Source organism: Belliella alkalica, from assembly GCF_022549785.1.
Classification (GTDB): domain Bacteria; phylum Bacteroidota; class Bacteroidia; order Cytophagales; family Cyclobacteriaceae; genus Belliella; species Belliella alkalica.
Genome location: NZ_JAKZGO010000001.1, coordinates 468,646 through 490,987, shown reverse-complemented (window position 1 = coordinate 490,987; position 22,342 = coordinate 468,646). Strand labels below are relative to the sequence as shown.

The following is a 22,342-nucleotide window of genomic DNA, read 5'->3' as shown; positions in this document are numbered from 1 at the left end:
CCCTTTAATAAAAAATAGTTTTTATAAGTTTGATACAAACACTAAATTTTACCCATTAAACAATAAATCCATATGTTGAAACGTGCCAGTCTATTGACCACAGTGTTTGGTTTTTTATTACTTCAAGTTTTTGCTCAGAATCCTTCCTCTAAACTTTATCATGACCTGCTGACGCTTAAAGAGACGAAGAGAATACTTTTTGTGGCGGCACATCCTGATGATGAAAATACACGGCTGATCTCTTATCTAGCCAATGGAGAACATGCCCAAGTTGCCTATTTGTCGCTTACTAGGGGTGATGGAGGGCAAAATCTAATTGGTAAAGAGCTAGGAATTGAGCTTGGATTGATAAGGACCCATGAATTGTTGAAAGCAAGGGAAACTGATGGGGGGAGACAATTTTTCTCCCGCGCGCTTGATTTTGGTTTTAGTAAAAACCCTGATGAAACCTTGAACAATTGGGATAAAGAGAAACTGCTTTCAGATGTCGTTTGGATTATCAGGAATTTTCAACCCGATATCATTATTAATAGATTTAACACTATTCCAGGAACGACACACGGACATCATACTACTTCCGCGATATTATCCTCAGAAGCATTTGACATCTCTGGAGATCCACTTTATTTCAAAGATCAATTGGAGCTTACCAACACTTGGAATGCAAAAAGACTTTTTTGGAATGCTTACAATTGGGGTGGCCAATATGAACCTGAAGACGGTAAAAGCTATCATATTTTCCCTGTAGGGGATTATAACCCTTTATTGGGGATTACTTATTCTCAAATAGCAGCTAACAGTCGTACCATGCATAAATCACAAGGATTTGGCTCTACTTCTCAGATTGGTGCGGGTAAGGATTTTATTGAACAGATTAAAGGAGAAAATTTTAAGGATAATCCTTTTGAAGGAATTCCAAATAGATGGTTGCAAATTGAGGATGGTGAGCAAATTCAAAAATCAATCAATAAAGCGATTGAAGATTTTGATTTTATCAGTCCAGAGCAAAATGTCGTGAATTTTTTGATAATAAAGAGACTTTTAAAGCAATCAAAATCAGAGGATTTGTGGTTTTTGGAAAAGAAAAAGCTAATTGATGAATTGATTTTAGGTGCGCTTGGAGTCAAGGCAGAATTTGTAATTAAAAAGGAAATAGGATTCCCTGGTGAAACTATAGATGCAGAGTTGATTTTTAACAATCCATCAAATAAAAGGCTAAGATTAATTGAAGCAACAAATTCTTTTTTGAATTTGAAATTAGATCAAAATGCAGTTGACAATCAGCCTGTGAATAAATCAATCAAACTTCAAATTCCTTCAGAATTCCCTGTATCACAACCATTTTGGTTAGAAAATCCTATTAACAACAGTTTATTTGATATTAGAGATCCAATGAAAATTGGACCTCCAATCAATCAATCAACGATTGAATTGAATTTACTTACTGAAATTGAAGGAGAGAAAATTAACCTAAATCTACCACTCAGTTATAAATATAATGATCAAGTAGATGGAGAAATCAATCAGCCATTTACATTGGTGCCAGAAGTAAATGTCAATGTTGACAAGTCTAGTGTGTTCTTGGTAGAAGGTGCAATTCCTGAACTTAAAGTTGAGGTTTCTTTTAGGGATAAAATCTTTGACGGTGAAATTAAGTTGAAGGGGCTAAAAAAAGATCAATATGAAATTTTGACAGTGGAAACTGATGATCGAAGAAAAAGGAAGATTTATACGATAAAAATCAAGAACTCTGACCAAGAGAAAGTAGTTGTTTTGGCTTCCTATGAATCGAATGATAATAGAGTGTTTTTTCAAGACACAAAACGTATAATTTACAAACATATTCCAAATCTCACCTATTTTGTAGATGCTTCTTTTGACTTGATTAAAATGGACATTTCAATCAGTGGCCAAAAAATTGGATATATCAATGGGGCCGGTGATGATGTTCCCGAAGTTTTGAAAAATTTGGGATACCAAGTTTCATTTTTGGAGAATGGAGACCTTAGGAAAAATAAATTCAATGAATTCAAGACAATTATAGTTGGAATCAGAGCTTTCAATACAAACCAAGAGCTTGCCAACAACGTGAATCAATTGATGGAATATGTCAAAGAAGGAGGTAACGTTATTGTTCAGTATAACACATCCTCGCCGCTTTTGACTAGAGAACTAGGGCCTTATCCTTTCTCAGTTTCTAGAGATAGAGTGACAGTGGAAGAATCTCCTGTTGAAGTAGACTTCAATCACCCTTTGATGCGTTTTCCAAACCAGGTTAAAGAAAAAGATTTTGATGGCTGGGTGCAAGAGCGTGGACTTTACTTTACTGCTGATTGGGACTCTAATTATTCTACACCATTTACGATGCAAGATCCGGGGGAAAAGGCAAGTAAAGGATCTTTATTGTACACCAAATATGGTAAAGGAACATATACTTACTCTGGGATCTCTTGGTTCAGACAACTCCCAGCCGGAGTTCCTGGAGCTATCAAGATATTTGTAAACTTAATCGAACAACCAAGTGGAAAATAAAGTCAACTGGAATAACTGGTATATCGCATTGATAGTTACATTATTTGTTTTAATTGGGTTGTTTTACTGGTTAACCAAAGCTTTTTCATGAGCAATTTAGATTGGATAGTTTTATTTGGAACGCTTGCATTGATCGTTGGCTATGGAGTGTACAAAACATACGGTCCTAAGAGCATGGACAATTACCTGCGAGGTGATAGTGATATGAATTGGTGGACTATTGGTTTATCAATCATGGCAACACAGGCTTCAGCAATCACTTTTTTGAGTACGCCTGGACAGGCTTACGAAGATGGGATGCGTTTCATTCAATTTTATTTTGGGCTTCCAGTAGCCATGATTATCTTATCAGTCACTTTTATTCCTATCTATTACAAGCTTAAAGTTTACACTGCATATGAGTTTTTGGAAAATAGATTTGATCTAAAAACCAGAACATTGGCAGCATTGCTTTTTCTTACGCAAAGAGGATTGGCAGCAGGTATTACGATTTATGCACCTTCTATAATTCTATCCACATTATTGGGATGGAACCTTACATTGACAAATATTTTCATTGGAGTTTTGGTTATTGTATATACAGTTTCTGGAGGCACCAAGGCAGTTTCAATTACCCAAAAGCAACAAATGATGGTGATGATGGGAGGGATGATTCTAGCTGGTATATTGGTTATAAATATGCTTCCTGTAAAATTCACAGAAGCTTTGCACGTGGCAGGAAAAATGGAGCGGTTGAATATTGTGAATTTTGATTTTAACTGGTCAGATAGGTATAATTTCTGGTCTGGAATGACTGCAGCCTTGTTTTTGTTTTTATCATATTTTGGAACTGATCAATCACAAGTACAAAGGTATTTGACTGGGAAAACACTTTCCCAAAGTAGAAAGGGGTTGATTATGAATGGTCTTCTCAAAGTACCGATGCAGTTCATAATCCTATTTATAGGAGTCATGGTTTTTGTTTTTTACCAGTTTTTTCAACCTCCTGTTGTTTTCAATAAGGTTCAAACAGAAAAACTGGAAGAGTCACAGTTTAAATCAGATTATTTAAGTTTAGAAGAGGACTTCTCCAAAGCATTTGCAGAAAAGTCAGGAAGTATTGAAAGTCTGCTTGAAGCAGTTAGGGCTGATGATGTAACTGGAATAGAGCAGGCAAAGTCAGCTATGCAAGAAAGCTTTGCTAAGCAAGAACAAATCAGAGATGAAGTAAAAGCTTTGATCGTAAAAAATGATTCTGGGGCAGAGACGCGGGATACAGATTATATTTTTATGCGCTTTGTGATGGATTATTTGCCAAAGGGGATTATTGGGTTGCTTTTTGCCGTTATTTTTTCTGCAGCCATGTCATCTACAGCATCAGAATTGAATGCCTTGGGCTCTACATCTACTGTTGATATTTACAGAAGATCATTGAACAAAAAAGGCTCAGATCGACACTATATGTTGTCTTCAAAATGGCTGACGGCTTTTTGGGGAGTATTTGCAATATTATTTGCAACATACGCGACACTTTTCGAGAACCTTATTCAAGCAGTCAATTTACTAGGATCTTTGTTTTATGGGACAATTTTGGGGATTTTCTTGGTTGGTTTTTACATGAAATGGGTGAAAGGAAATGCTGTGTTTATCGCTGCATTGCTTGCCGAATCTGTTATTCTGATAATCCATTGGCATAATGGTGAGTCATTGCTTGGGATAAACATTGATATTGGGTATTTGTGGTACAATGCCGTCGGATGTCTTTTGGTAATGTTGTTTGCGGCATTAATTCAATTGGTCAATAGAAATAAATAGAAATTTCTATTGACCAATTTGGGTTGTCTTGTTTTTTTCAATTCGTTTTATCTCGTTATGGGCTGTGGAAACACTGCCATGCTTTCATGCCCATTTTCTCCGACAGATTGGACTGCAAAGAAATAATTATCTTTTGAATAAGGAATGGTAAGTGTATTATCTTCAGTGTAGATTTTCTTTGTCCAAATAGATTCACTTGTTTCCCGAATCAACACATAATAACCTTTGGCTTTTCCGGTCTTTGGAGCATCCCATCTTAGCGTTGATGTATTGCTTAAGCGCCTCACGTCAATGCCAACCATCTGTGGTTCTGATGGGGCAGTTGCTAAATATGCAAGGGAAGCCAAATTGATTCCAGTGATTTTGCGCATGTACTCGAAATCCATAAACTCAGGAAGATCTCCATATTGAATTCCATCTTCTTCACGCACATTTTCATGTTGTGCATAGTAGTTTTCATTCATCTCACAAACTCTGATCGCTGTAAATCCTTCTCTAGCGAATGGCGTATGGTCACCACCTCTCAAAAACCTATCATTTCTATAGATAAGTTTCACTTCAATTTGGTCAACATATCTTTCACCTACTTCCTTCATGTATCTAGCTAACTGCCTTGATTTGCTATCATTTTCACTATTGGTATATCGTCTAATGGCAGCCATTTGATCTGTTTCGGCCATAGGAATTCCTTCAGAAAAAATCCTTACTCTGGTATTGTCACTTAGATCGGTTTGGGAAGATCTACTATTTCCTATCATGTCATTGTTCAATGTGGCAACAAGGTTCCAATTTTCGGCCTTAGCTTTTTTTGCTAAATATTCAGCACCTTTTAAACCCTGTTCTTCACCGCTGACCACTACAAATTTGATCGTGGCAGGATAAGATTTTTTGGACATGATTTTTACCAATTCTATAATTGCAGCTACTCCTGATCCATCATCATTTGCTCCAGGAGCATCAATTTTAGCATCCATTACGTCCAAAGCTCTACTATCAATATGTGCCATGATAATGAAAATCCTGTCATCATTTGGATCGGAACCTTTCAGTGTTGCAATCACATTACCTAATTGGCTATCTGTTGGGATTCTGCGATTGTCAGCAGGGATTGTGAAAAAATCTATTTCAGATGATAGTCTGCCATCAGCTTCTTTTTCAAAAGATTTGAAATGATCCAAAACATAGTTTTGAGAAGCCAAAATACCGCGGTTATTAGATTTCTCACTGAGTGTATGTCTTGTTTTGAAACCTGCTAAATCTCGAACATATTGTTCAAGGCTTGAAGCTGAAATCTCAGATACCATTTTTTCGATTTCTGAATCTCTATTGATGATTTGTGTTTGGGCGGAAAGAGTAGCAACTATGAAATAAACGAATATTGGTAATAATTTTCTCATTTTGACTTTTTGTGATTTTGAAACACTTAAATTTACACAAAGCATCCTTAATCAAAACAAAAATTACATGAACGAAAATTTCTTCCCAAAAGAAGGGGAATATGCTCCATATTATCATAAATACATTTCAAAGGTAGAGAATATAGATGTTCCAAAGCTTTTATTGAGCCAAATAGAAGAAGTTAGGAGATATTATGAAGCTATGGGTGAAGAAAAATCCCAATTGGCATACGCTCCAGGAAAGTGGTCTGCAAAAGAAGTGTTGAGCCATATCATTGATACAGATAGGGTGATGACATTTAGAGCTTTATGCTTTGCTAGAGGAGAGAAAGCGGCATATCCTAGTTTTGATCAAGATCTGTATGTAGCAAATTCAGGAGCTAATAAGGTCCCTTTGGTCAATCTTTTGGAAGATTTTGAAATGTCTAGATATGCATTAGTATCTATGATAAAATCACTTCCTGAAGATTCCTATTCCAGAATTGGAAATGCTAGTGGTTATGATGTAAGTGTAAGAGCATTGATTTATATTATAGCAGGCCATGCTATGCACCATTTGGAAATTCTGAAAGAGCGATATTAATAGGCAAATGAAAATATATGATTCCTAATTTTCTGAATTAATTTCACTTGTTTCTAGAATAAAATTAAAGTTTATCAAGAAAAATGTATTATATTTGCTGAATTTATCTAATACAAAAAATGAAAAATATGAAAAGAACAAGAGCACAAGAATCTCGGGCAGCCATTGAAAAACTATATATTACGATGCGCCACTTATTTATGAGGGGAACATATAAACCAATGGGTGTGTCGGGTGAATCCCTTGTAAGCTCACTTTTGGTTCTTAGTCCAGAAATCTATGGCTTGGTCATAGACGAGGAAAAAATTGAGCTTGATGGATTACTTTATGTAATGGAAAGGCTTCCAAAAGGTATTGAAGAATGTCGATTTGTGAGATTGATTAGCAGGGAAGGTTATGAAAACTCTGATTTTTTAACTTTGGTACCAAGTAGAAGAAAAAGGAATTGTTATAGAGTGGATGATGATCAGATGTATGTGGAAATGACTCGCGGTAAATCTGATATTTATGATATCTTGACTCACCTTACATTTTTATACATTGAAGCTGAAAAAATCAGGGCAAATAGTACTGACCATAAAGGTAGAATAAACTTGAATTGGGAAATGCTTTCCAAAATAGTGGAAAAAGAAAGCAGGGGGGAAGACTTTGATCAAGAAGCGGCTTGTTCATACTTAAGCCATATTACTGGAAGAACTTTTGACGAAACGCACCATGCTATTCAAAAATTTGCACAATCCTCAAATTCAAATAGTCTTTTTTCGATAGTTTACCACTTAGGAAAGTTGTCAATTGATGAATTTCTTCATGAAAAAGACAGGGAGATTTCATTTTCTGCTACTTTAAGAGAAAGGGTTGGGCATCACGTTTATGGTGAGCTGTGGGCTACGAGGATCAAAAGTGTGTTGGACGATCAAGGTTTGTTGGCAAGACCCATACATATCGTTTCTGCAAACTTACATAGTGTTGTAAATACAATCTATGGCCATCAAGCACTAGGTTTGAAGAGTTATGATGAAATCGAAAAAGTAGCAATGGACATCAGTGTCAATGACAAAAAGCATAAAGGGAAAGAAATCCAAGCATTTGCCAATAAGAATGGATTTATTGATTTGCCAGATTTGTCAGGTACAAATATTGGAGCACAGATTATAGATACTGCCCAAATGGGAAAAGGCACTATCATCCCCGGGGTGAAAATCCCAAATGAGGAGAAGAATAAACCTGTGATTGTAGTCATGGATTATGCTTTTGGTGAGCAGGCTTATGAGTGTTTTGATGAATTGTTGAAACCATATGAAAAAGATGGAAAGTCCATTGCTTTAGATGTTGTATCTGCATCGATCATGGGGAAAGCAGGGATTTTGGAAGGAAATAAGGGAGATATCATGATACCAAATAGTCATGTTTTTGAAGGAACAGCTGATAACTATCCATTCAAGAATGAATTGAAAAAATCTGATTTTGAAGGATTTGGACTTGGAGTATATGAAGGTCCTATGATCACTGTATTGGGAACATCTTTGCAAAACAAGGATGTATTGCGCTATTTTATGGAATCCTCTTGGAAAGCCGCAGGACTTGAGATGGAAGGTGCACATTACCAAAAAGCAATTCAGTCAGCGAGTAAAATAAGAAATAGCATCCGCAAAAATGTAAAGGTTTTATATGCATATTATGCGTCAGACAACCCTTTGGAAACAGGAAGCACTCTGGCTTCGGGTGCATTGGGAATGGAAGGAGTAAGACCTACTTACCTAATTACATATAAAATACTCGAAAAAATATTTTCATAATATTTTTATCAATAAACAAGTGAATACTAAAACCTGGTGTGTAAACATCAGGTTTTTAGTTTTTTAATGGAAAATATTTTAAAGTTGAATTTTTTGTATTGTTGAAAATCATCAATAAAACTGACTTTGCTCATGTTTTGGGGAGCTATCTGGGTCTACCTTTGATTCATCAACAAACACCCAACTATCATGAAAACAAACAACTTTTCTATTCTAAAAATAACAATGCTTGCAGCTTTGGTTTTTCTAAACCTCTCTGCTTTTGGACAAACAAACTATTCCCTTTCGAGCAATCCAGAATTGAAGGTGACAGGAACATCTACTCTCCATGATTGGGACATGAAATCTTCTACAGCTACTGGAAAAGCTCAAATTTCACTTGAAAACAGCAAGATTGATAAGATTACGAATGTAACCATCATCATGCCAGCTGAAAGTATAAAAAGTGGAAAAGGAGGTATGGACAGAAATGCTTACGCAGCATTGAATACAAAAAACCATAAAGAAGTAAAATTCAACTTAAAAGAGCTGGTAGCTAAAGGCTCAAGCTATGAAGCTATCGGAGACTTTACCATCGCTGGAGTCACTAAGGCAGCCAAATTCCCTGTTACTGCCACAATATCTGGCGAAAAAGTAACCGTAAAAGGTAAGCATGACTTCAAGTTGACAGACTATAGCATCGATCCACCTACGGCATTGATGGGAACAGTAAAAACCGGAAACGAAGTAAGTATCCATTTCAATGTAACATTCCAACCTACTAAATAATAAAGTAATGAAAAAGCAAATTTTAACGCTGATTGCTATTGCAGGTTTATCATCCACTGTAATGGCCCAAGGTCTCCAAAGAGATATGCAATTCTGGAGATCTTATGATCAAAGAGGAATCAATGTATTCGAAACAGGCAAAGCAGATACGGTAGCGTATGATGGAATCAAAGTAAGGGTAGGAGGTCACTTCACCCAGCAGTTCCAAAGCTTGAGCCACAGCAATGCAGCAGGTTCTCCAGAATTGATCGAAATAGGAGCAGGTACGAACCTTGCTACTGCAAACTTAAACATCGACGTCGCTTTGGCTGATGGTGTAAGATTGAATTTGGTAACTTACCTTTCTTCAAGACACCATCCAGAAACTTGGGTAAAAGGAGGTTTCTTGCAAGTTGACAAATTGAGCTTTTTGAACATAGGAAATACAGATTGGTTTGACAAGTATTTGACTGTTCGTGTAGGTCACATGGAAATCAACTATGGTGATGCACATTTTAGAAGATCAGATAATGGTAACGCGATGTACAATCCTTTTATAGGAAACTATATTATGGATGCATTCACGACTGAAGTGGGTGGTGAGGTTTTCTTCCAAAATAATGGGTTCCTAGCTATGGTAGGTGTTACCGGTGGCGAAATCCAAGGTGGAATCACAAGACCAGATGATAGAAAACTGAATTTCATAGGTAAATTGGGTTATGATAAGTATGTTTCTGATGATGTAAGAGTAAGGTTAACAGGATCTGTGTACACTACTAAAGGCTCAGCACGAAATACACTTTGGGGTGGAGATAGAGCAGGATCAAGGTATTATTTAGTTATGGATCCTGTTGGAGCTAGTACAGCTGCAAACTTTACATCTGGACGTTTCAATCCAGGGCAGACTGATAATATTACGGCGATGGTCTTGAATCCATTTGTGAAAATAAAAGGGTTAGAATTATTCGGTAACTTTGAGCAATCAAAAGGTAGAGCGGCAAACGAACAAGCTGATAGAAAATGGAATCAACTCGGTGCAGACGCTGTATACAGGTTAGGTGTCAAGGAAAATGTTTACCTAGCAGCTAGATATAACAAAGTTAGTGGTGAACTAGCAGGTGGCCGTGATGTCAGCATCGATAGAGTTCAAATAGGTGGTGGCTGGTTTGTAACCAAAAATATCTTAGCTAAAGTTGAATATGTTAGCCAAAATTACAATGACTTTGCAGCAGGAGATATTCGAAATGGAGGAAAATTCAATGGCTTGATGATAGAAGGTGTAATAGGATTCTAATTTAACCAAAACCATGCGTATCCTTATCATTCTTGTTCTAATGTGTAGTTACACAGCTTCAAGCGAAAAGAAGCTGGTGATCACTGAGAAAGAAATATCTGTATCAGGTCAGACTTCTCTAGGTGGATTCACTTGTAACTATACTAACGAGAATTTTAAGGATACGCTTTTTGTCAATAGCAATAAGCTTAACAACCCAATAGTTTTTGATATTCCGGTTCAGGATTTTGGTTGTGGTAATTTTTTGCTCAATAGAGACTTCAGAAAAACCATAAAAGCTACCGAGTATCCCCATGCTAAAGTCACTGTCAACAATCTACGTGAAAATGGTAGTGACTATACTTGTGATGTGAAGGTAAATTTGGTAGGGAAAAAATTAGAATATAGATCTTTAAAGTTGAAAAATCACAAAGATCAATTGATTGGAAAGATTTCCATCAACTTTGATGAACTGGATCTAAGCCCTCCAAGCAAGCTTGGAGGTTTGATCAAAGTCGAAGAACAATTGAATCTGGAAATTAAGTTGGGATTTTGAAACAGAGATAGAAAGTATAGCATCTAGCTAATACTTTCTTTAAGAATTACTAATCAGACTTTCCAAAGCTTGATTCACTTTTTCAAATTCGAACTTGGCAATTGCATTATCCATTTTCACCTTGATTTCTTTGGTACACAGGTTCCCAATACTACCTTCATGTGTATGTTTTACATTTTCTTGATTTGGTGAAAAGTCATCTTTTTCAATGTCCATACCAACTTTTTTGTAAGCATCTCTAAAAGGTACACCTTGTAAAACCAATTCATTTACAACTTCCACAGAAAATACATGCTTATAAAAGGTGTCTTTCAAAATTTGCTCTTTGATTTTCACTTCTTTCAGCATAAATGTTGTCATTTTGATACAATCTAAGGTCATTTCCACACCTGGGAAAATAGATTCTTTCAATAACTGTAAGTCTCTATGATAACCCGTCGTCATGTTGGTAAGCTGAAGGGTTACTGTACTAGGAATTGATTGAATTTGATTTGTTTTTGCTCTGATCAATTCAAATACATCAGGGTTCTTTTTGTGTGGCATGATGCTGCTTCCTGTAGTAAGCTCATCAGGAAAAGTTAGGAAACCAAAATGCTGATTCATATAAATACAAATATCAGCTGCCAATTTGTTTAGAGTACCTGCAATTCCAGCAATGGCATATGCAATTGTTTTTTCTGTTTTTCCTCGGCTATTTTGGGCATTGATTACATTGTGGTGAAGATCCTCAAAGCCAAGCAAACTTGTCGTGAGTGTTCTGTCAAGTGGGAATGAAGAACCATATCCAGCAGCTGAACCTAGTGGGTTCTTGTTCGAAAGATTATAAGCGGCATGAAGTAAATCCAAGTCTTCAGTCAGGCTTTCTGCAAATGAACCGAACCACAGCCCAAATGATGAAGGCATTGCAAGTTGGGTATGCGTATAGCCTGGCATCAGGTTATTTTTATGCTTTTCAGATAGGCTTTGAAGTAGAGTAAACAATTCTTGAACTTCTTCTACCAATTCTCTAATCACTGCTCTATAGTAAAGCTTCAAGTCCACCAAAACCTGATCATTTCTGGATCTTCCACTATGAAGTTTCTTCCCAACGTCACCGAATCGTTGAGTTAGTAAAAATTCAACTTGTGAATGGACGTCTTCAACTCCTTCTTCAATCTGAAATTGTCCTTTTTCTATTTCTAGATAAATATCCTTCAATCCTTTTCTCAATATAGATAGTTCTTCAGCAGTCAAAAGACCGATTTTCTCTAGCATTACGGCATGAGCCATTGAACCTAATACATCAAAAGGAGCTAAGAGGATATCAAATTCTGGATCTCTACCAATTGTAAATGATTCAACTTCTTTTTTACTTGTCTTATCTTTTTGCCAAAGTTTCATAGTTGGAATGTGCTTCTTTATTAGATTGTGGGATTTTGATTAAATGCTGTTTGGTCAAGAAACGAGGCTTGTTAAGTTGGAAACTATTGATAGCTTTTTTGCCAAAAAAAGTTTAAATTCTATCTTTAACAAAAAACCTCACAGACCAAATCTAAACGACATAGGATTTTGATTAATCAAAGATATAGGTATTTAAAAGATTTATGTAACCTTCTATGCCTGAATGGATTTCTTCAATGTAAATATATTCATCAGGAGTATGTGATCTTGCCGAATCTCCAGGGCCTATTTTTATTGAAGGGAAAGGAATCAGCGCTTGATCAGACAGGGTAGGGCTACCATATTGAACAAGATTCAATTCGATTGCTACTTTTAGTATTTTGTGGTCTTGAGGGACTTTGGAAGAGTTGAGTCGCATAGACCTTGGAGTCAATTCAGCTTTGAGTACTGTATTCAACTCAATCAATGCTTCTTCCAATGTGTAGCTATCTGTAACTCGCACATCCAAAGTGTAAGTACAAGTATCAGGAACTACATTGTGTTGACTTCCAGCTTGGATGATTGTGGCTGAAACTTTCGTTTTACCCAAGAATTTGGATTCTTTTTCAAACTGATAGTTTTTGATGGTGTTCAGATCTTCCAAAGCTTTGTAAATGGCATTTTCACCCTCTTCTCTTGCAGCATGACCAGCCCTTCCTTTGACTACTGCGTCTAATACCATCAACCCTTTTTCAGCAACAGCCATCTGCATCAATGTAGGTTCCCCAACTATTGCCAATTCAATTTTTGGAAGCTGATTTACAATGCTTTCAATACCATTTTTTCCTGATATTTCTTCTTCTGCACTTGCTACTAAGATGATGTTGTAGGGGAGATTTTGAGGATAATAATGGATAAAGGTTTGGATCAAACAAACCAAGCATCCACCAGCATCATTGCTTCCCAATCCAAATAGTTTTCCATCTTCAATTCTGGCTTCAAAAGGATTTTTAGTGTATCCTGAATTTGGTTTGACGGTATCATGATGGGAATTGAGCAAAATGGATGGTTTGCTTACATCAAAATGCTTGTTGTAGGCAATGATATTATTTCCACTTCTTTTGGAAGAGATTTGATGCATATCAAGGAAAGTAACAATTATATCTGCAGTCAAAGATTCTTCCTTGCTGAAAGAAGGTATTTTGATCAGATCCTTCAGTAATGAAATTGCTTTATCCGAATATGTGCTGCTACTTATAATGTTTGACTCCATAAATTTTCAATCAACTTTTTGGCTTCAAAAGAATTTGAGGTTGATGATTAAGATTAACATATTCAATACCTTATAATTGGGATTTTCTCGAATGTCAGAAAAGGATATTCCAGTTTACTTGATAGGAACTGCTGTCTTAGAGAAATAAATTTCGACTTTTCAAATCAATATAGATCGTATCTATGCTTTTCTATATTTGTCCCGGAGACTTTTCCTTTGGCTGCCAAAAGAAGATTTTCCGCTTTGCCAATCCAAACCTGATTGACACCTTTATTCAAGGCTGCAAAAGCATTGTCAAGTTTTGGGATCATTCCAGAATGGATTACATTTTCTTTTCTCAATTCTGAGTAGATATCTTCATTGATCAATGGTACGATGGAATCGTCATTTTTCTCATCAATCAAAACACCCGCTTTGTTGAAGCAGTAATATAGATTGACTTTATGCTTACCAGAAAGGGCTACTGCCAATTCAGAAGAAATGCTATCAGCATTGGTATTGAGTAGTTGTCCTTTTTTGTCATGTGTGATGGCACATATCACAGGGATGATATTTTCGTCTAAAAGTGTTCCGATCAAGTCAGTATTCACTTCTTGAATATCTCCAACGAAACCATAGTCAATGGTTTTAATAGGTCTTTTCTTTGATCGGATAAGGTTTCCATCTGCGCCAGTCATACCAAGTGCATTTTGCTTTAGTTTTTGGAGTTTGGCGACGATTTGCTTGTTGATAAGTCCGGCATAGACCATGGTGACAATATCAAGGGTGTCTTTATCTGTAATTCTTCTTCCATCGACCATTTCGGGCATTACTCCCATACTTTCACCGAATTTGGATGCCAAGACACCGCCTCCGTGTATAAGGATCTTTTTTCCTGGAAATCTCGAGAACAAATAAAGAAATTCATCTAGTTTTTCGGGAAAGTCTATGACATTCCCTCCAATTTTGATTATGCTGATATTCATGGTTGTGGTAGGTTTGAGCTATTTAATTATTCAATTATTTTACTTAAAACTGCTTGAGCAGCATAAATTCTGTTTTCAGCTTGTTTTTGGACAAGACTTCTGCTTCCATCGAGGATTTCATCAGATAACTCGACATTTCTCCTTACAGGAAGGCAATGCATCACTTTTGCGTTTTTGGCATTCTTGAAATGCTTTTCAGTGAGCATCCAAGATGTGTCTGTACAATGGATTTTGCCATAATCATCAAAAGCTGACCAATTTTTTACATACACAAAATCTGCATCGACTAAGGCTTTTTGTTGGTTATATTCGATTTTTGCTCCTTTTGTAAATTTCGAATCTAAACCATAACCTTCTGGATGGGCAATAGTCAAATCATGTCCGCAGCCAATAGCCCATTCGGCAAATGAATTTGCCACAGCATGGGGAATAGCTTTGATATGTGGGGCCCAAGTCAAGACAACTTTTGGTTTATGTCCTGCAATGATGTTTTCTTGGATTGTGATCATATCAGCCAAGCTTTGCAATGGATGTCTGATGGCACTTTCTAAACTAATGACAGGTACTCCGGAGTATTTTATAAACTGATTGAAGACGAAATCTTCTGAATCTTCTTGTTTGTTTGATAAAGAAGGAAAAGCTCGAATCGCCAATACATCGAAGTAAGTCCCCAAAACAGCAGCAGCATCTTTGATATGTTCGACAGTACTTTTGTTCATAACGGCCCCTTCTTGCATCTCCAATGCCCAACCTTCCTTGTCCATGTTCATCACTATCGGTTCCATACCTAAGTTTAAGGCAGCAATTTGTGTACTTGCGCGGGTTCTTAGTGATGGGTTCAAGAAAATACAACCAACTCTTTTTCCAAGTCCTTTTGAGATATGTTGACGTGGGTCGGTTTTGTATTTTAAAGCTTCTTCAATAAGCTGTTCTGCAAGACTTTTATTTTCAAATTGAGTGAAATGCTTCATGAGATAAATACCATTGAAGAGAAATCTTCAATTATTTTAATTACTGAAATATTAAGGAATAGATGTATTTATTAAAATAAAATTGCATTTATGCTATATAAAATCTATTTAATTCAAAATCTCTTTTAAACAGATCAAAAACGAAGATAGCTGATTAATTTCAATATTTAAAGGAGGAAGCAAACGAATTGTATGTTTTCCTGCTGAACTTCCCGTGAATATTTTGTATTTATTTACTAATTCAGAACGGATTGGAGCGGATTCTTTGTCCAAATCCAAACCTATCATCAAGCCCTTTCCACGGACCTCTTTTACTCCCTTTATACTAGATAGGTTTTTCATCAAAAACTCTCCTGATTCCAAAGCTTTTTCCATCAGGTTTTCAAATTCGATGATTTCCAAAACAGCCAGTCCAGCTGCACAGGCCAAATGGTTTCCTCCAAAAGTTGTACCTAGGAGTCCATAGCTAGCTTCGATTTCTGGATGGATTAGAACCCCTCCAATTGGATAGCCATTTCCCATTCCTTTTGCCATGGTGATAAGGTCAGGAACAAGCTCTTCTACCCACTGATGTGCAAAGAACTTACCAGTTCTACCATAACCTGATTGAACTTCATCTAGGATTAGTTTTGCACCATTTTTCTTGCACAAATCTGAAATTTCCAGAAGAAAATCTGGATTTGGAACATGAATACCACCAACACCTTGAATTCCTTCTATTATTATTCCAGCAATATTTCCTTTGTCAAATTGCTTTTTTACTGCATCAATATCATTCCAAGGAAGAATATGTACATCCGAGCGCTGATTATTTGGTGCAATGATTTTAGGATTGTCAGTAAGCACTACTGCTCCTGAAGTCCTTCCATGAAAAGCCCCTGAAAACGAAATGAATCCAGACTTGCCTGTAACAAATGAAGCAAGCTTTAATGCATTCTCATTGGCTTCAGCTCCAGAATTGCATAGGAATAAATTGAAGTCTGGATACCCTGATAGTTCTCCTAGTTTTGAAGCTAGTTTTTTTTGAATAGGTATATGTACCGAATTTGAATAAAAGGTGATTTGATCTAATTGATCTTTGATTCGCTGATTAAAGTGAGGGTGCGCATGTCCAACAGAAATCACAGCATGACCACCATACAAATCAAGATACTCTACACCATTTTCATCCCATAAATTTGAACCTGAGGCTTTGACTGGGGTAACGTTGATTAAGGGGTAAACGTCAAATAAATTCATTTTCCTAAGTGTTAAAAAGCTATACTTTTAAGTTTTAACCCAGTATATTCTTCAATTCCAAATGCTAAATTGAAGTTTTGCACTGCTTGTCCAGACGCACCTTTCAATAGATTGTCAATAGCCGAATAGACGACTAATTGACCATTTTCTTTTTCCAAATGAATGATACATTTGTTGGTGTTGACTGCTTGTTTGAGGTCAATATCTTTTTTGGATACATGTGTAAATGGAGCGTTTTTATAAAAAGCTTCATAAGTCTCATATGCTTCATCAAGACTTCCTTCGAAAGGGAAATATGCGGTGATCCAGATACCTCTGGCAAAATTCCCTCTGTATGGAACAAAAAGAATGTCCGAATTGAAATCACTTTGAATTTGCCCAAAGGTTTGTTTGATTTCTTTGAGGTGTTGATGTGTAAATAGCTTATATACAGATGTGTTATTGTTTCTGTAGCTGAAATGGGAGGTTTCGGCAAGCTTTTTTCCGGCACCAGTACTTCCTGTGATACCCGAGACATGGATTGTATCTTTAACCCATCCTTTAGAAATAGCAGGAGCAAGGGCTAGTTGAATACCAGTTGCGAAACAGCCAGGGTTGGCTATCTTTTTTGCTGCTTTTACTTTTTCTTTGTTGACTTCTGGAAGACCATATACGAAATCGTTGCTTTCATCCCTGAAATCTGTGCTCAAATCGATGATGATGGTGTCTTCTGCAAACTTGTTTTCTTCCAAAAATCCTTTGGTCTCTCCATGCGGAAGCCCTAAGAATACAGCTTCTATTCCCTCAGTGCTTACTTTGTCAGTGAAAATCAGATCTATGTCGCCAATCAGATCAGGATGTACTTCTGAGGCTGTTTTTCCTTTTTGACTATTGCTATGGATATATGCTAATTCAACATTGGGATGATGAACCAAAAGTCTCAATAACTCTCCTCCTGTATATCCTGCTGCGCCAATGACTGCTACCTTAATTTTCATTGTCACTCTTGTTTACTTGATGGAAAATAGCGGTTTGGTTGCCCAAAATTCTTGTGAAACCTTTTACATCTTCAGCTGTATATCCTTTGTTCATTTCTCCATAGCTACCAAATTTGGAAGCCATCAAGTCATGCTCAGACTCGATACCAATGAGCTGGAATCTATAAGGGTGGAGCGATACTTTGACTTTTCCTGATACAAATTCTTGGCTATCTGCTAAGAATGCTTCTAAATTTCTCATAACTGGATCTAAGTAATGTCCCTCATGTAAGTGGTTGCCATAGAACTCAGAAATTTGGTTCTTCCAAAATGTTTGCCACTTCGTCAATGTATGTTTTTCTAATAATTGATGGGATTTGATTATGATCAAAGGGGCTGCTGCTTCGAATCCTACACGACCTTTGATACCGATAATTGTATCCCCAACATGAATATCTCTGCCTATTCCATAAGGAGCGGCTAGTTCATTTACCTTAAGGATTGCGTCCACGGAGTTTTCATATTTCTTATCATTTACTCCGATCAATTCACCTTTTTCAAATGTAAGAGAAATCTCTTCTGAATTGGTTTTTGTAGCAGGAGTTGGCCAAGCAGCTTCTGGAAGTGTTTGACTTGAAGTCAATGTTTCTTTTCCTCCTACTGAAGTTCCCCAAATACCTTTGTTGATAGAGTAGGCTGCCTTTTCAAAATTCATGGAAACACCATGTTTTTTGAGATATTCTATTTCTGCTTCTCTGCTTAGTTTAAGGTCACGGATAGGGGTGATTATCTCAATATCTGGAACGATCGTTTGGAAAATCATATCGAATCTTACTTGGTCATTTCCAGCGCCGGTGCTGCCATGGGCTACACATTTGGCTCCAATTTTCTTAGCATATTCTGCTAAAGTTTTTGCTTGTAAGATTCTCTCAGCAGATACTGAAAGTGGGTAAGTTTGATTTTTCAATACATTCCCAAATACTAGAAACTTAATTACTTCTTGGTAGTAAGTTTTGGTGACATCAAGAATTGTAAATGATGAGATTCCAAGGCTATTTGCTCTTGTTTCAGTTTCGTTTAGTTCTTCAGGGGAGAATCCACCTGTATTGATCAATACGGCGTGAACTTCATATCCAAGGTCTTTGGAAAGATGGAGAGCGCAAAAAGTTGTGTCTAATCCTCCGCTGTAAGCTAATACTACTTTTTTCATTTTTGGTTGTTTTTAAAAAGCCTAGGGCTTTAGATTTAAAATAAGCTAATGGTTTTGTCTTTGGTCTTTTTGATGTTAAGCATGACATATTTTTTCAATCTTGTCCACCTCTCAAACAATTTTATATTCTTTTTGAAGTCATTTCTCAATGCAAGATCTTCGTGCTCTACTTTTTTCAGTTTTGGTTCATAAAGCATGGCTGTGCAAAGACAGTTTTGTCTGTTTTTACTTTGTAATATTTCAAAATTCACACAGCTTTGGCAACCTTTCCAGAATTGTTCATCATCTGTCAAGTCTGAATAAGAAACAGGTATGTATCCCAATTCAGAATTTATTTTCATAACTGCTGCCCCGGTAGTCAATCCAAAAATTTTTGAGTCTGGGTATTTGGTTCTACTGAGTTTGAAGATTTCTTTTTTGATCATTCTAGCCAATCCATACTTCCTGAATTTTGGTGCTACAATCAATCCTGAGTTTGCGACATACTTTCCATGTCCCCAAGCTTCAATATAACAGAATCCAGCCCATTCACCTTCAGTGGTAGTGGCAATGACGGCTTTTCCCTCCATCATTTTTGTAACGATGTATTCTGGGGATCTTTTTGCAATTCCGGTGCCTCTTGCTTTGGCTGATTGCTCCATTTCATCAGTTATGGTAACTGCGAATAATGTGTGTTCCTGACTAGCAGGTTTAATAATAAAAGAGTAATTGTCCATTTGGTTTGATAGTAATAGACAGAGTAAAGACTCTTAGGTTGAAATTAAGTGGTTTAGTAATAAAGTATATGGGGTAGGTCGCCCACGTAGGGCACCAAAAATTATAGAAGGGACACTGCCCTAAAGCTGTTCCTAAATTCTCTTAAAGGAGCTAAAAATAGCATAGCTGTTAAACCCAAGGAAGTTGGGTAAATTTTGTAAAAAGTAGCTATGGTGTTTGTTTTTTTCATCTTTCGCTTCTTGCGCAACAAAGGTTACAAGTATTAAAATAAAATGCAAGGTTTTATACCAAAAATTTAAAGAAATGAAGAATTTTTTGGAAGGAGAGAAAAAAGTAGGAAAAATTGGAAAAAAAATTCCAAAACCAAAAAATGTTGACTAAATTTGTCATGATCAAAAAAGTCAACAAAATGAAGTCATTATCACAGTTACTCACAAATGCTCGAAATCAAAAAGGACTAGTAATAAGAGAAGTAGCCAAAGAATGTGATTTAGACGCAGCATTAATATCAAAATTTGAAAAAGGACACAGGATTCCCAATGAAAATAATCTCGTAGCATTAGCGCGTGTATTAGATATCCCATTGTCAGAGCTTCGCAAAATTTGGTTGGCAGAGAAGATTTATCAAATATTAGAAAGTGAAGAAGATCCTTCCAAAGTGTTGGCATTAGCTGAATCTAGAGTAGAATACCTGACTAAAAGTCAAATATTTGCAAAAGAGAGTCTAAGTCAAGAAGTAAATGAAAAGCTAAAGAACTTGGATAGTCTAAAAGAAAAATGGCAAACCAAAAAACCTTTGAATCAGACCCAGCTTCATAAATTGAAAGAATACTTCAATATCTCTTATACCTTTGAAAGCAATAGGATTGAAGGTAATACACTGTCTCTTCAAGAGACCCACTTGGTGGTGAATGAAGGGATTACGATAGGAGGAAAGTCAATGAGAGAGCATTTAGAGGCAGTCAATCATTCTGAAGCCATTGATTACATAGAAAAATTGATAAAAGATGAGATTGATTTTGGCAAGAGAGTTCTAATGGATCTTCATTATTTGATTCTGAAGGGAATCGATAAAGAAAATGCCGGTAGATATAGAAAAGTGCCTGTCCGCATATCAGGAAGTAGGCACGAGCCTCCTCAGCCTTTTATGATCGATAAGTTGATGGAAGATTATTTCATTTATTATACATCCAATAAAAATAAATTACATCCCGTTATTTTAGCAATAGAATTGCATGAGCGGTTGGTGAGTATTCATCCGTTTATAGATGGAAATGGAAGGACTAGCCGCTTGGTTATGAATTTAATTTTGATGAAACATGGATATTCGATAGCTAACCTAAAAGGTGATTTGAGTTCTCGATTGGCTTATTATCAGGCATTGGAGGAAGTTCAAATTAACAACAATCCAGAAGTGTTTTATCACCTAGTGATTGATGTTTTAAAAAATTCTCTCGAAAGCCACATTGAAATGGCGGGGTAGGTGGATGACACAGAGATTTAGTCGAAAAGCTAAAACTCTGTGTTTTTTTCTAAAAGATGAATAGAATCAATAAAATAACAGCCATAATGATCGCAATGATTGAATAGATTGGCTTTCTACGAGGGAATTCAAATTCACATATAGGGCAGAAAATTGCTTTCTTATCAACATCCATAGCGCAGGACGGGCATTCTTTAGTTTTCATATTTTTTGGAACTCTTGACATCAAAATTTGATTATTCATACAATAAAACCAAATATATTATGAAAATAGAGATATGGTCAGATATCATGTGTCCTTTTTGTTACATAGGCAAAAGAAGACTCGAGTCTGCATTGGAAAGTTTTGAATACAAAGATCATGTAAAAATCGAATGGAAGAGTTTTTTGCTTAACCCAGATATGAAAACAGATCCTGAAAAATCCACTTTGGAGTATTTGTCAGAGACAAAAGGCTGGAGTCTAGAGCAAACTCAGCAAATCACCAATCAAGTGGTAGAAATGGCTGAAGGTGAAGGGTTGACATATAAGATGGAGAATACAGTAGTAGCAAATGCCAAAAATGCACATAGACTATTGCAGCTATCTAAAACAGTGGAAAAGGGTGATGCAATGAAAGAAAGACTTTTGAGGGCTTATTTTACAGAAGGAAAAAACATTGATGACTTGAGTACTTTAATTTCTTTGGCAGAAGAAGTAGGAATAGATAAAGAAAGGGCTCAGGCCTGTTTGGAATCAAATGAGTTTGCTGCGAAAGTTGAACAAGATATCTCGGAGTCAAGACAAATTGGAGTGAGAGGTGTGCCTTTCTTTGTATTGGATAGGAAATTTGGTATTTCGGGAGCTCAACCTGTTGAAGTTTTCCAGGATACTTTGAATAAAGCTTGGGAAGATTATGTGAAGGAAAATCCCATTTTACAAATGAACAGTTCTGAAGGAAGCTCTTGTGACATAGAAGGGAATTGTTAACAAGAATGCTTGCTACAGAATTATATTTTGATAAAACTGTAATTTATTCTTGAAGCCCAGTAGTTTTTGAAGTATTTATTTAAAACTTAGATAGATTAGTGTGGGGTAAAGTGATTTTACTAGTTTTGTGAAATTAAAGTTCTTTACTATAATTCTATATCATCCGGAATTGGTTATGCTTAGGTGTGTATTAAAAGGGAATCGTGTGCAAATCACGAACTGTCGCGCAACTGTAAGTAACAATCCAAAGGTTTTTGTCTTAGTATGTCCACTGTTTTAAATAAAATGGGAAGGACGACAGAAGCTGTTACAAGTCAGGAGACCTGCCTATTTCGATATGACGATGCTTTCGCGATTTGAAGCTTTTAGTCAAGTGTGATTCAATTTCCTTCTATGCTTTTTTGGCATTTCTATAGGTCTTTGATCCAAAGTGAATTACCGATTTTGGTTTTTCCTTTATAGGAAAAGTGTGTCTGATTTGGGACATATTTATTTCCTTCACTTTTCTAACACCTTCTTTCC

General features: G+C 36.3%; 18 protein-coding genes and 1 riboswitch. Of the genes, 9 read left to right on the top strand and 9 right to left on the bottom strand.

Annotation, left to right across the window (positions count from 1 at the left end; translation table 11 throughout):
* Positions 1–72: 72 nt before the first annotated feature.
* On the top strand, positions 73–2,532 hold the full coding sequence (locus MM213_RS01910; RefSeq protein WP_241409615.1) for a PIG-L family deacetylase: 2,460 nt from the start codon (positions 73–75) through the stop codon (positions 2,530–2,532).
* Positions 2,533–2,619: 87 nt separating this feature from the next.
* The gene (locus tag MM213_RS01905) at positions 2,620–4,326 is read left to right on the top strand and encodes a sodium:solute symporter family transporter (RefSeq protein ID WP_241409614.1); all 1,707 of its coding nucleotides are present in this window, start codon (positions 2,620–2,622) and stop codon (positions 4,324–4,326) included.
* A gap of 47 nt (positions 4,327–4,373) precedes the next feature.
* On the opposite strand, the gene MM213_RS01900 is transcribed toward MM213_RS01905, so the two are convergent.
* A complete protein-coding gene (locus MM213_RS01900; RefSeq protein ID WP_241409613.1) occupies positions 4,374–5,723 on the bottom strand; it encodes a M20/M25/M40 family metallo-hydrolase in 1,350 nt (449 codons plus the stop codon).
* A 67-nt stretch (positions 5,724–5,790) separates the two neighbouring features.
* Between MM213_RS01900 and MM213_RS01895 the strand changes: the two genes are divergently transcribed.
* The 5 genes from MM213_RS01895 (at position 5,791) to MM213_RS01875 (ending at position 10,678) form a co-directional block, all read left to right on the top strand.
* Positions 5,791–6,306, top strand: coding sequence for a DinB family protein (locus tag MM213_RS01895; RefSeq protein WP_241409612.1), 516 nt, complete (start codon positions 5,791–5,793; stop codon positions 6,304–6,306).
* A gap of 128 nt (positions 6,307–6,434) precedes the next feature.
* Positions 6,435–8,102: a DUF6909 family protein gene (locus MM213_RS01890; protein ID WP_241409611.1), complete on the top strand. Its 1,668-nt coding sequence runs from the start codon at positions 6,435–6,437 to the stop codon at positions 8,100–8,102.
* A 189-nt stretch (positions 8,103–8,291) separates the two neighbouring features.
* A complete protein-coding gene (locus tag MM213_RS01885) occupies positions 8,292–8,870 on the top strand; it encodes a YceI family protein (protein ID WP_241409610.1) in 579 nt (192 codons plus the stop codon).
* Positions 8,871–8,877: 7 nt separating this feature from the next.
* On the top strand, positions 8,878–10,143 hold the full coding sequence (locus MM213_RS01880; protein ID WP_241409609.1) for a hypothetical protein: 1,266 nt from the start codon (positions 8,878–8,880) through the stop codon (positions 10,141–10,143).
* A gap of 13 nt (positions 10,144–10,156) precedes the next feature.
* Positions 10,157–10,678, top strand: coding sequence for a hypothetical protein (locus tag MM213_RS01875; RefSeq protein WP_241409608.1), 522 nt, complete (start codon positions 10,157–10,159; stop codon positions 10,676–10,678).
* 39 nt (positions 10,679–10,717) lie between these two features.
* Here the strand turns inward: MM213_RS01875 and argH are convergent, their stop codons facing one another.
* The 8 genes from argH to MM213_RS01835 form a co-directional block, all read right to left on the bottom strand.
* Complete coding sequence (gene argH, locus MM213_RS01870) at positions 10,718–12,058, bottom strand: argininosuccinate lyase (protein ID WP_241409607.1); 1,341 nt, start codon at positions 12,056–12,058, stop codon at positions 10,718–10,720.
* Between the two features lie 172 nt (positions 12,059–12,230).
* Entirely contained in the window at positions 12,231–13,310 is a 1,080-nt protein-coding gene (locus tag MM213_RS01865; protein ID WP_241409606.1) for a M20 family metallo-hydrolase, read from the bottom strand.
* A gap of 164 nt (positions 13,311–13,474) precedes the next feature.
* On the bottom strand, positions 13,475–14,275 hold the full coding sequence (argB, locus tag MM213_RS01860; protein ID WP_241409605.1) for an acetylglutamate kinase: 801 nt from the start codon (positions 14,273–14,275) through the stop codon (positions 13,475–13,477).
* A gap of 26 nt (positions 14,276–14,301) precedes the next feature.
* Complete coding sequence (locus tag MM213_RS01855; RefSeq protein WP_241409604.1) at positions 14,302–15,246, bottom strand: Rossmann-fold NAD(P)-binding domain-containing protein; 945 nt, start codon at positions 15,244–15,246, stop codon at positions 14,302–14,304.
* A 108-nt stretch (positions 15,247–15,354) separates the two neighbouring features.
* A complete protein-coding gene (locus MM213_RS01850; RefSeq protein WP_241409603.1) occupies positions 15,355–16,485 on the bottom strand; it encodes an aspartate aminotransferase family protein in 1,131 nt (376 codons plus the stop codon).
* 11 nt (positions 16,486–16,496) lie between these two features.
* Positions 16,497–17,462 carry an N-acetyl-gamma-glutamyl-phosphate reductase gene (gene argC, locus MM213_RS01845; RefSeq protein WP_241409602.1) on the bottom strand — a complete coding sequence of 322 codons (966 nt, stop codon included), beginning with the start codon at positions 17,460–17,462 and terminating at the stop codon, positions 16,497–16,499.
* Positions 17,452–18,651 carry an argininosuccinate synthase gene (locus tag MM213_RS01840; protein ID WP_241409601.1) on the bottom strand — a complete coding sequence of 400 codons (1,200 nt, stop codon included), beginning with the start codon at positions 18,649–18,651 and terminating at the stop codon, positions 17,452–17,454. Before MM213_RS01840 ends, argC begins: the two co-directional genes overlap by 11 nt.
* Before the next feature lie 35 nt (positions 18,652–18,686).
* The gene (locus tag MM213_RS01835; protein WP_241409600.1) at positions 18,687–19,367 is read right to left on the bottom strand and encodes a GNAT family N-acetyltransferase; all 681 of its coding nucleotides are present in this window, start codon (positions 19,365–19,367) and stop codon (positions 18,687–18,689) included.
* A 410-nt stretch (positions 19,368–19,777) separates the two neighbouring features.
* Between MM213_RS01835 and MM213_RS01830 the strand changes: the two genes are divergently transcribed.
* On the top strand, positions 19,778–20,851 hold the full coding sequence (locus MM213_RS01830) for a Fic family protein (protein WP_241409599.1): 1,074 nt from the start codon (positions 19,778–19,780) through the stop codon (positions 20,849–20,851).
* A gap of 264 nt (positions 20,852–21,115) precedes the next feature.
* Positions 21,116–21,820, top strand: a complete 705-nt coding sequence (locus MM213_RS01825) for a DsbA family oxidoreductase (protein ID WP_241409598.1) — start codon at positions 21,116–21,118, stop codon at positions 21,818–21,820.
* A 153-nt stretch (positions 21,821–21,973) separates the two neighbouring features.
* Positions 21,974–22,165: riboswitch (cobalamin riboswitch) on the top strand.
* The last annotated feature ends 177 nt before the right edge of the window (positions 22,166–22,342 follow it).

Coding starts and splice junctions, on each gene's coding strand:
- MM213_RS01880 (WP_241409609.1), top strand. CDS start 8,878: ATGAAAAAGCAAATTTTAACGCTGATTGCTATTGCAGGTTTATCATCC.
- MM213_RS01900 (WP_241409613.1), bottom strand. CDS start 5,723: ATGAGAAAATTATTACCAATATTCGTTTATTTCATAGTTGCTACTCTT.
- argB (WP_241409605.1), bottom strand. CDS start 14,275: ATGAATATCAGCATAATCAAAATTGGAGGGAATGTCATAGACTTTCCC.
- MM213_RS01890 (WP_241409611.1), top strand. CDS start 6,435: ATGAAAAGAACAAGAGCACAAGAATCTCGGGCAGCCATTGAAAAACTA.
- MM213_RS01885 (WP_241409610.1), top strand. CDS start 8,292: ATGAAAACAAACAACTTTTCTATTCTAAAAATAACAATGCTTGCAGCT.
- MM213_RS01825 (WP_241409598.1), top strand. CDS start 21,116: ATGAAAATAGAGATATGGTCAGATATCATGTGTCCTTTTTGTTACATA.
- MM213_RS01905 (WP_241409614.1), top strand. CDS start 2,620: ATGAGCAATTTAGATTGGATAGTTTTATTTGGAACGCTTGCATTGATC.
- argH (WP_241409607.1), bottom strand. CDS start 12,058: ATGAAACTTTGGCAAAAAGATAAGACAAGTAAAAAAGAAGTTGAATCA.
- MM213_RS01850 (WP_241409603.1), bottom strand. CDS start 16,485: ATGAATTTATTTGACGTTTACCCCTTAATCAACGTTACCCCAGTCAAA.
- argC (WP_241409602.1), bottom strand. CDS start 17,462: ATGAAAATTAAGGTAGCAGTCATTGGCGCAGCAGGATATACAGGAGGA.
- MM213_RS01895 (WP_241409612.1), top strand. CDS start 5,791: ATGAACGAAAATTTCTTCCCAAAAGAAGGGGAATATGCTCCATATTAT.
- MM213_RS01855 (WP_241409604.1), bottom strand. CDS start 15,246: ATGAAGCATTTCACTCAATTTGAAAATAAAAGTCTTGCAGAACAGCTT.
- MM213_RS01840 (WP_241409601.1), bottom strand. CDS start 18,651: ATGAAAAAAGTAGTATTAGCTTACAGCGGAGGATTAGACACAACTTTT.
- MM213_RS01830 (WP_241409599.1), top strand. CDS start 19,778: ATGAAGTCATTATCACAGTTACTCACAAATGCTCGAAATCAAAAAGGA.
- MM213_RS01865 (WP_241409606.1), bottom strand. CDS start 13,310: ATGGAGTCAAACATTATAAGTAGCAGCACATATTCGGATAAAGCAATT.
- MM213_RS01910 (WP_241409615.1), top strand. CDS start 73: ATGTTGAAACGTGCCAGTCTATTGACCACAGTGTTTGGTTTTTTATTA.
- MM213_RS01875 (WP_241409608.1), top strand. CDS start 10,157: ATGCGTATCCTTATCATTCTTGTTCTAATGTGTAGTTACACAGCTTCA.
- MM213_RS01835 (WP_241409600.1), bottom strand. CDS start 19,367: ATGGACAATTACTCTTTTATTATTAAACCTGCTAGTCAGGAACACACA.